The sequence below is a fragment of the Glaciimonas immobilis genome, from assembly GCF_011947285.1.
Taxonomy (GTDB): Bacteria; Pseudomonadota; Gammaproteobacteria; order Burkholderiales; family Burkholderiaceae_D; genus Glaciimonas; species Glaciimonas immobilis.
Window position 1 is genome coordinate 401,761 of the sequence record NZ_JAAOZT010000012.1, and the last position, 9,200, is coordinate 410,960.

The 9,200-nt window shown below is 50.8% G+C and carries 8 protein-coding genes; 4 read left to right on the forward strand and 4 right to left on the reverse strand.

Annotated features, from left to right (window positions below; translation table 11 throughout):
• Positions 1-38: 38 nt before the first annotated feature.
• The 4 genes from HAV38_RS18890 to HAV38_RS18905 all read right to left on the reverse strand — a co-directional run bounded on the left by HAV38_RS18890 (position 39) and on the right by HAV38_RS18905 (position 2,555).
• Positions 39-254 (reverse strand): Trm112 family protein, encoded by a 216-nt coding sequence (locus HAV38_RS18890; protein ID WP_168056917.1) that lies wholly within the window; start codon positions 252-254, stop codon positions 39-41.
• On the reverse strand, positions 235-1,284 hold the full coding sequence (gene lpxK, locus HAV38_RS18895) for a tetraacyldisaccharide 4'-kinase (RefSeq protein WP_168056918.1): 1,050 nt from the start codon (positions 1,282-1,284) through the stop codon (positions 235-237). Before lpxK ends, HAV38_RS18890 begins: the two co-directional genes overlap by 20 nt.
• Positions 1,285-1,479: 195 nt before the next feature.
• Positions 1,480-1,917, reverse strand: a complete 438-nt coding sequence (locus tag HAV38_RS18900; protein ID WP_168056919.1) for an ExbD/TolR family protein — start codon at positions 1,915-1,917, stop codon at positions 1,480-1,482.
• A 32-nt stretch (positions 1,918-1,949) separates the two neighbouring features.
• Entirely contained in the window at positions 1,950-2,555 is a 606-nt protein-coding gene (locus HAV38_RS18905; protein ID WP_168056920.1) for a MotA/TolQ/ExbB proton channel family protein, read from the reverse strand.
• A 1,033-nt stretch (positions 2,556-3,588) separates the two neighbouring features.
• Here HAV38_RS18905 and HAV38_RS18910 point away from each other — a divergent pair.
• From HAV38_RS18910 to HAV38_RS18925, 4 genes are all read left to right on the forward strand, one after another.
• Positions 3,589-4,704, forward strand: a complete 1,116-nt coding sequence (locus HAV38_RS18910; RefSeq protein ID WP_168056921.1) for a zinc-binding metallopeptidase family protein — start codon at positions 3,589-3,591, stop codon at positions 4,702-4,704.
• Between the two features lie 578 nt (positions 4,705-5,282).
• Positions 5,283-6,647, forward strand: a complete 1,365-nt coding sequence (gene xseA, locus HAV38_RS18915; RefSeq protein ID WP_168056922.1) for an exodeoxyribonuclease VII large subunit — start codon at positions 5,283-5,285, stop codon at positions 6,645-6,647.
• 488 nt (positions 6,648-7,135) lie between these two features.
• Complete coding sequence (gene sodB / locus HAV38_RS18920; protein ID WP_168056923.1) at positions 7,136-7,714, forward strand: superoxide dismutase [Fe]; 579 nt, start codon at positions 7,136-7,138, stop codon at positions 7,712-7,714.
• A 613-nt stretch (positions 7,715-8,327) separates the two neighbouring features.
• On the forward strand, positions 8,328-9,200 hold an 873-nt coding region (locus HAV38_RS18925; protein ID WP_168056924.1), incomplete at its 3' end, for a type VI secretion system Vgr family protein.

Genomic DNA, 9,200 nt, shown 5'->3' on the forward strand with positions numbered 1-9,200 from the left:
AGCTAGATACCCATAGCGGAATACCCATAGCTAAACAGTCAAACGGGTGGTAACGCTGCATCGATGGGCGTTATCGCAAGATCCGGCGTAGCCTGCAATTCCCTCGCCTGATCCGCCCACATGATGGGGATACCGTCACGTATCGGATAAGCCAGCCGGTCAGCGTTACAAATCAGCTCCAGCGCTTTTTTGTCATGCTGCAATGGCCCTTTACAGATGGGGCATACTAGAATATCAAGCAGTTGGGTGTCCACGAAGTTTCTCCACAATTTGTTGCGCCAGCGCGACGTCAATATTCGCTGTCACAGGTACGACCCAAATACGCGGATCGTTTTTGATGATTTTAATCTGACTACATTTTACTGCATCCTTTTCGGTGATCAGAATGATCTCCGCATTCAAAGCAGCAAAAGGATTCATAGAAAAATCATAATGGTCCGGCAACGATAAAGACTGAAAAACTAAACCCATGCCGGAAAGCATGTTGAAAAATCGTTGTGGATTGCCGATCCCCGCTGCGGCGACAATCCGCGGCGCAGGCAACGTCGTCTGAAACCCAGTCAGTGGCACGCTCTGCAGACGATCACCGAGTCGTTCAGCCACGTTGCCCACCAATTCCATCCGCATCGCCGAAGGGGGCATGGACCGTGGTAAAGCCGCAGTTGGGTCCAGATTAACAACCGTAAAGTCGCGCCCCCGCGTGGTCGGTTCACGTAATGGACCCGCAGGCAAGAGCCAACCGTTGCCGTTGCCGCGGCTATCGAACAGCACGATTTCGATCTGTCGCTGTAACCGGTAATGCTGCAAACCATCATCCGACAAAATAAGATTAACCTCTGGATGGGACGCTAGCAAAGCTTTTCCTGCCGCTACACGGTCACGGCCCACAACCACAGGACATTGGGTACGTAACGCGATCAACAAAGGCTCATCCCCGACTTCCGCAGCGGCTGAGTCGGCCGCCACCAGCCGCGTCCCAAGGTGTGGATTGACGCCATACCCACGCGAAATTACGCCCGGCCTGTAACCCGCCAATCGCAGCGCCTGCACCAGCCAAATCGTTAACGGGGTCTTGCCCGTACCGCCTACAAAGATGTTTCCCACCACTATTATTGGAACAGGCAAACGCGTACTGGTCCGCCAGCCGTGAAAATAAAGACTGCGGCGTATCGCTGACAGCAGCCCAAACAGCAAAGACAAAGGCCACAGGGCACAGGCAAGCCAGCCGCGGTTCTGCCACGCCTTGGTCAAGGTTGCTTCAGTGCTGGAAATCTTACGTGCCAAACTAAAAACCTATCAATTAATGAATTAAAAAAACAGCGGAATTAAAAAAACAGCGCGACAATCAGCTAAGCAACGTCATCAAAACATCGATAAAGGCGGAACTCTGCGTCTGCGAGGTTAGGTAGCTCGTCTGCCAAATTCAATCACAGATTGCATGATCGCCGCGAATTATACGTTGCACAGCGTGTGGGTTTGTTACTTTTTGCTACTCGCCTGCGCCGCAAAAGTGACCTTTTCGAAACCAGCCAGGCGCGCAGCCTCTAGTACCGTTATCACCGTTTGATGGGGCGACAACGCATCCGCGTTGATCACGATTACCGGGGTTTCCCTGGTTTTATTCGGATCGCCCTGAGCGGCGCTACGCAAATCTTGCGCCAGATCCTCAGCGTCCTTCGCCGAGACCTGTAGTTTATTTACCGCATACTGGCCTTGCGCAGTCACTGCAACGTTAATAAGAAATGGCTCGGCCACAGACTTGGCCGCGTCAGTGGTCGGCAGAGTAATCTTTAAGGTAGTCAAGTTACTGTAGGTGGTTGTAACCATTAAAAAAATGACGATCACCAATAAAACGTCAATGAACGGAATTAAATTAATTTCAAGTTCCTCGCGCACGCCGCCTTTGCGAAAATTCATATTCGATCCTTTTTTTTTACGCTAATGCGGGCTTAATTACGCGTTCCATGGACAATATCCACAAATTTGATCGCTTGCTGTTCCATATCCACGATAAAACTGTTGATCGTTGCACGAAAATGGCGATAAAAAATTAACGCAGGCATCGCAATGCCAATCCCAAAAGCGGTGTTGTAAAGGGCAACCGAAATCCCGTGGCCCAATTGTGCCGGATCGGTGCCCACAACATTAGTCGCGCCAAAAATCTCGATCATTCCAACCACGGTACCGAACAACCCCATCAGCGGAGCGAGTGATGCAATCGTGCCGAGCGTCGTCAGGAATCGCTCCAGTTCATGCGCGGTTGCCGACCCCGCTTCTTCGATTGCTTCGCGCATTATGTCGCGCGGGGCATCAACGTTACGCAAGCCAGCCGCTAAAACACGTCCCAACGGTGAGTTTTTTTCCAGATTGGCAATAACTTCTCCATCGGCGCGACCATTGTGATAAACCCGGATCACTTCCTGCAATAACTGGGGAGGCAATATTCGCTGGCGACGCAAATAAACCAATCGCTCAATGATCAACGTGGTCGCAATCACGGACGCGCACAACAATAACCAGATTGGCCAGCCTGCGGCCTGAATAATGACAAACAATAGAAACTCCTTAAAATGAACACGGCTCGGGCTATCTGTTGGATGCAGAATGTAAACTGTTGGGGCCATGTGAGCAACCCCGACAGCGATGGAACTAGCAATTGTTAGTCGGGTTGCAGCAGCACTGACGGCTTTATCCAGACTTCCTCACATTTTATGTGAATAAGATTGTGGATAAGTGGCTTGTCCGAAACATAAGTCTTTGATTTTTAAGCGTTTTTTATCACTGCCTTAAAAGTATGCAGTACAAAATTTGCGAACGAAAAGCTTCTCTTCATCCTCAGTCAAAGTTTTCCACAGTTTATGTGGACAACTTTGTGAATAACTCCTACTAAAAAAACTTAAGTCTTTGAAAATAAACATGTTTAGGCCACTGCTCACAAATCCCTTAACGGATGGAATCTACCCTGGCCGTCTCTCTTTTTGCGTAGTCGAATCGATATTGGCCACGTCACTGGAAAGTTTACCGCATGCGGTCCGCAAGGATTTCAACGCTAAGCGGGGTAAGGCTAGTTATCCACAGAATTTGTGGATAAGTTTGTGCACATCAGCACTGATATTTACTTAAGCTGTTGATTTACATCGCTTTTCGTAAGGTGGGCAGCGATGCGACAAAACTCGGTATCAGTGTTCCGTGGCACTGCCCGGAAGTTCACTTTTCAGGCTACTCATGAATTCAGTTCGCCAGCGGTTTGATATGTTTTGCGTGCGTTTAATCAGAGGTTTATCTTATTTACCTATCTACAAAATTATGAATACTCGCGCAGATAAACTGATTAATACCTGGTTCAATAGCTGACCAAAATAAACCGATGGCAATGGAGCGCCACTTTTTGAAGATGAATATTCAACATTGGGACGGATTAAAACCATCCAGTTCCTGATCAAAAGGCTATCTTAGTTGTGTAATAATACAGAGAGTAGGGGATAATTTAAGCAATCATGCACCCAATGAAATAACCGAAACTCATAGCAATTGACAGCTTGACACAATTTGGGCGTATCCAAGACTGACATATTACGAAGGACACCCATGAAAACTTTTCATTGCGACAAATGTACCCAACAAGTATTTTTTGAAAATACCCTCTGCTTCAATTGCGGTAGTACGCTCGGTTATCAGCCAGAACAGCGGGCCGTAAGTAGCTTTGAAATCGCCGAAGATGGAAATTGGCGCAGTCTGAACCCGGTCAATGCAGGACGTCTCTATAAGCAGTGCAGTAACTATGAACACCAGCATGTATGCAACTGGATGCTGGACGCCAACGACCACAACGAATTTTGCGCTTCTTGCCAGCTTACTGTCGTCATACCATCGCTGGCGAACGAAAAAAACCACGTATTCTGGCAGCGCCTGGAGTCAGCCAAGCGCCGACTTCTTTATTCGCTCTGGTCCTTAGGTTTGCGCCCGACCTCCAAACAAGAAGACCAAGCGCACGGACTCGCGTTTCAGTTTTTAGAAGATGCCCTATCGGACGCGCCGATCATGACCGGCCATGACAACGGCTTGATCACGATCAATATAGTGGAGGCTGACCCGTCGGAGCGAGAACGGACGCGGGAGCAAATGCACGAAGGTTATCGGACACTGCTAGGACATTTCCGCCATGAAAGTGGGCATTATTATTTTGATCGTCTGATTGCAGATAGTCAGTGGATAGACGAATATCGCGCCATGTTCGGAGACGAGCGCCAAGACTACGCCGAATGCCTCAAACAACATTACGAAAAAGGCACTCCGGAGAATTGGGAACAAAATTTCATTAGTATTTATGCAAGTTCTCATCCATGGGAGGATTGGGCCGAAACCTGGGCGCACTATTTGCACATGGTGGATACGCTAGAGACGGCCCATGCCTGCGGCCTTTCGCTGAAGCCACCTAAAGCGGCTGAACCGGCTTTGGTCATCTCTGCCCCGCCGCTGAAAATTGACTCGTTCGAGGAAATGATCGGCAACTGGTTTGCACTGACTTATGTACTAAATAGCTTGAACCGTAGCGTTGGTACGCCAGATTCTTATCCATTTAAATTATCTTCACCGGTTCAGGACAAGCTTCATTTTGTTCACCGTGTGGTGTTGGAGCAGGTCGCTGCGTATGCGGGGCAAGATTCCCGGCTTCAGGCGCAACCGGTAACGTTGCCAGCATAGCAAACTGCATCGAAAACCAAAGCGGCAGCAAAAGAGGGGACGAAAGCAAAACCAGAATCTGCCTCCAAGGAAACTTCACACAAGGTTATCCACAGAAATTGTGGATAACTTTGTGTACAAGGCCGTCTGGATTACGCTAAGTGCCTGATTTAAAACATAAATGAGGTTGTGGGCATTTACGCTGCAACCTGTGAAAATCTTGCATAAACTGGAATCATTCGGGATCAAGATCGCCATAAATATCAGCACGGACATTTCCACACTTTCTTGGATTACTTTGTGCGAAACTTCCCCTTCCGTATGGAAAACGCTTAACTGCCCCAGCGCATATAGATGCGAGTAGCGCTCCCACATTGGCCTTGCTGCCCGGTACGTACCGTTTCGTCAACCATTATTGCCGCCTGCGTGAAGCGTGAAGCGTGAAGCGTGAAAAAGGTCCACGTTAAGCCTTACAATAGCGCACCGGAGTAAGTACTCTCCGAACCGGCATAATCAAAGGCTGATCCGAGACTTGCCCGGCTCGGTCCGAGCACCCTCAGACACCTGACACAGTAAGTTGTCAAACATTGAAAGTCCCGATGCTTTTCGCCACGCCACCTACCGATAATCGCGCCAGCGCCGCACCAGTGCTATCAGTCTCCGCGCTTAATCAGGCGGTTGCACGCACGCTAGAGCGCAGTTTTCCGCTGACGTGGGTCTCCGGCGAGATATCCAACTTTACCCGAGCCGCTTCCGGCCACTGGTATTTCACGCTGAAAGACGATGGTGCCCAAGTTCGCTCCGTGATGTTCAAAGGACGCGCACAGCACGCCGGATTTATTCCGCGTGAAGGCGATAAGGTCGAAGTCCGTGCCTTGGTAACACTATACGCACCGCGCGGGGACTATCAGCTAAACGTTGAGGCCATCCGACGTGCCGGGGCTGGCAACCTATACGAAGCCTTTCTGCGTTTAAAAGAAAAGTTGAACGCCGAAGGACTTTTTGATCCCCATCGCAAGCGGCCCGTTCCTCAGTTCGTCAACTGCATTGGCGTAGTAACCAGCCTGCAAGCCGCCGCGCTACGCGATATCCTGACCACTTTGGCCCGTCGTGCGCCGCATGTGCGTATCGTGATCTATCCGACCCCGGTGCAAGGCGAAGGCGCTGCGGAAAAAATTGCACGCGCTATTAATACCGCCTCGACCCGCGCAGACTGCGACGTCCTGCTGGTGTGTCGCGGCGGCGGCAGTATCGAAGACCTTTGGTCGTTTAACGATGAGAATGTCGCCCGTGCGATTGCCGCCGCCACGATGCCGGTGATATCGGGTGTGGGGCATGAAACCGACGTCACTATCGCTGACTTTACCGCCGATGTACGCGCAGCAACACCCACCGCCGCTGCCGAACTCGCCGCGATTCCACGCTATGACTGGCTGTCGTTGCTACAAAGTTGTGCTGCCGACATGACACGCGCCATGCGGCGACAACTGGGTGAAACCGGTCAAACTCTCGATTGGCTGACCCGCCGGCTAGTCAGTCCCGCGACCACGATCAGTCATGAACGCCTGAAGTTGCAAGGTCTGCAGAGAAGACTAATGCATGCGACCACGATTCCGTTGAAGCAGTCCCGCTATTCACTGCTACATTTGCGAACGCGCTTATCCGCGCAACTGCCCGATACGCGGCGCGCCCGCATTAATGTGCTGGATCAGGGGCGCCGCCTTGGCAGTGCGTTGACCATACAAACCAGGCAAAACCGTGCTGCATTGAGTGCCCTTAATGCCCAGTTGGAACTGCTTAATCCACAACGTACGTTAGAACGTGGTTACGCGATTGTGACCAACGCAAAAGGTGTGGTTTTGCGCGCGCCGATTGAACTCCAACCGCGCCAGATCATCACCGTGCAGTTGGCAGAAGGGTCAGCCAAAGTCGGTATCGAGAGCGTTCAGCCATCGTTTGACTAGCTGAATATAAATTTTACTTGATGAAATAAGATTTACGAAAACCGTCCAGACCACCGGGTTGCCAACCCGGCTCACGAGACCACATAGGAGACCGGGCTACGTGGCCCGCGCCGCGTAAACTGACTAGAAAAGCCCAACGCCACCAGGCGATTTTGCGGCAGTCCTATTGATTAGGCGGCGAATTTATTTGAATGCTGCATGGAATAGATAAGCGCTTTACAATAACGGCCTTGAACCTGTTAAATACCTGTAGTTAAGCAGCCCAAGCCGTATAAAGCGATCGCGGTCAGTAATATGACGTTGTAATAGGGGCCGCACGAAAGTTCGGCTTACTAGTTCGGCTTACTTGTTCGGCTTACTTGATAGCACCGGAATTCGTTTTGTAGTTGGTTAGAAAGTGGATTTAAATGCCGGACTTGAATGCGACCCGTTCGTAACAGAAAATAACAGGCTCTTAGTAGCTCCATAAAACTTAGAAAGGACACACCATGGCATACACACTCCCTCCCCTACCGTATGATTTAGATGCATTGGCACCACACATTTCGAAAGAAACGCTGGAGTTCCATTACGGTAAACATCACCAAACCTACGTGACCAATCTGAACAATCTGGTTCCTGGCACAGAATTCGAAAACGCATCGCTCGAAGATATCGTCAAGAAATCCTCCGGCGGCGTTTTCAACAACGCAGCACAAGTCTGGAACCACACGTTCTACTGGAACAGTCTGTCACCAGACGGCGGCGGCGCGCCTACCGGTGCTTTGGCCGAAGCGATCAATGCCAAGTGGGGCTCGTATGACAATTTCAAAGTTGAGCTAACCAAGTGCGCAGTTGGCACCTTTGGTTCCGGCTGGGCATGGCTGGTCAAAAAGACTGACGGCTCGCTGGATCTGGTATCTACCTCAAACGCGGCAACGCCATTGACAACCGATGCTAAGCCACTGCTGACCGTTGATGTATGGGAACACGCCTATTACATCGATTATCGCAATGCACGTCCAAAATACCTGGAAGCATTCTGGGCATTGGCCAACTGGGACTTCGCTGCAGCAAATTTCGCCTAATCAAATTTGCCACGGCCATGCAACCGCCTGAGCAAAACGATTAAGTGGGTTGACTGAATATTTTGGCTTGGTAACCGCAAACTATTCTCTCAAACGATAGCCGACTCTATGAGTCGGCTTTTTAATGTCCGCAATTTGATTCAGCCTACACTTAGCGAGCGGTGCCGCCCAATCCCACCAATCTTATAACTATCAAATACCGGCAACAGAAACTACCCGCGGCACGGCCCAATGATGCGGGTAGCATTGGCCGCTCAAAATTTGCCTGCTCAACCCTGTAACCCCGGACGCTACATGGCTACTGGTTGCCCCTTCCACGTTACATTGGCTATTCCACTTTAGCTATTTTCTCGCTGGCTATTTTCTCACTGGACAAATCTCATAGGTAAACGGGTTGAAATGCAAGACAAAATTTGCCAACTCAGATGTTTCTTAAACTAAGTAAAAGGAGCGAATACGCACCGGATGCACCCATTGCGTGTTTTTTGAACGTTGCTGAGGGCTGTTTGCGTTTAGACTTCCTGCATCGTTTATACCGCCGCGATGTCCTTGCATCGTTCTCATGCTTAGTTGTCACCTTTAGTTTCCACGCTCGTTAGCGGAAGGTTTGCCCATGTCCAGCAGTCGCACACTGTGCGCGTATTCCAGCGCTATTCCAACACGCCTGCAGCAACCGGCATTGGTCCCGATCAGTCTGTCCGGCACCGAAGGCATCAACTGTTTATTCGACTACACGGTGGTACTGATGACGCCGGACGCGCTGACCCATCTGAGCGCAGAGAATGCCAATTTCGCGCTTGATGATTTCCTCGGGCGCGCGATGACGGTCACGATTGCACTCGACGGCAGCGGGTCGTTGGGCCCCGGTGCCGAGGGCCACGGTAGTGGTACCCGCGAAATCAGCGGCCTGATCACTGCCGCTAAAATGCTGCGCCAGCAAGGACGCCATGCGCTGTATCAAGTCACGTTGCGGCCGTGGCTGCAGTTGGCAACACTGACGACCGACTGCAAGATCTTTCAGGATCAGACAGTGATTGAGATTTTCGATACGCTGTTTACCGACTACGTATTTCCGCTCGACAAACGTCTGATCGAAACTTACCCCAAACGTGATTATCAGACCCAGTACAACGAAACCGACTTCGCGTTCTTCAGTCGCTTGTGCGAAGAATGGGGCATCAATTATTTCTTCGAACACAGCGACGGCGCGCACCGGCTGGTAGTGATCGACAGCATCGGCGCCCATCGGCACAGCCCGAGCAGCGCGTATCATACGGTTGATTTCCATGCCAGCGGCAAGCATCGTGCTGCCGACTACCTGCACACGTTCACGCCCGACCATCAGCTGACCTCGGGCGAATACAATACCCGCGATCACGATTACACCCGCACCAACGCCGATTTAAATGCCAGACGGTACGACCCGCGTCCGACGCTGCACAATCAGCAGGCGGTCTATCAATGGCATGTCGATGCCAATTTCAGC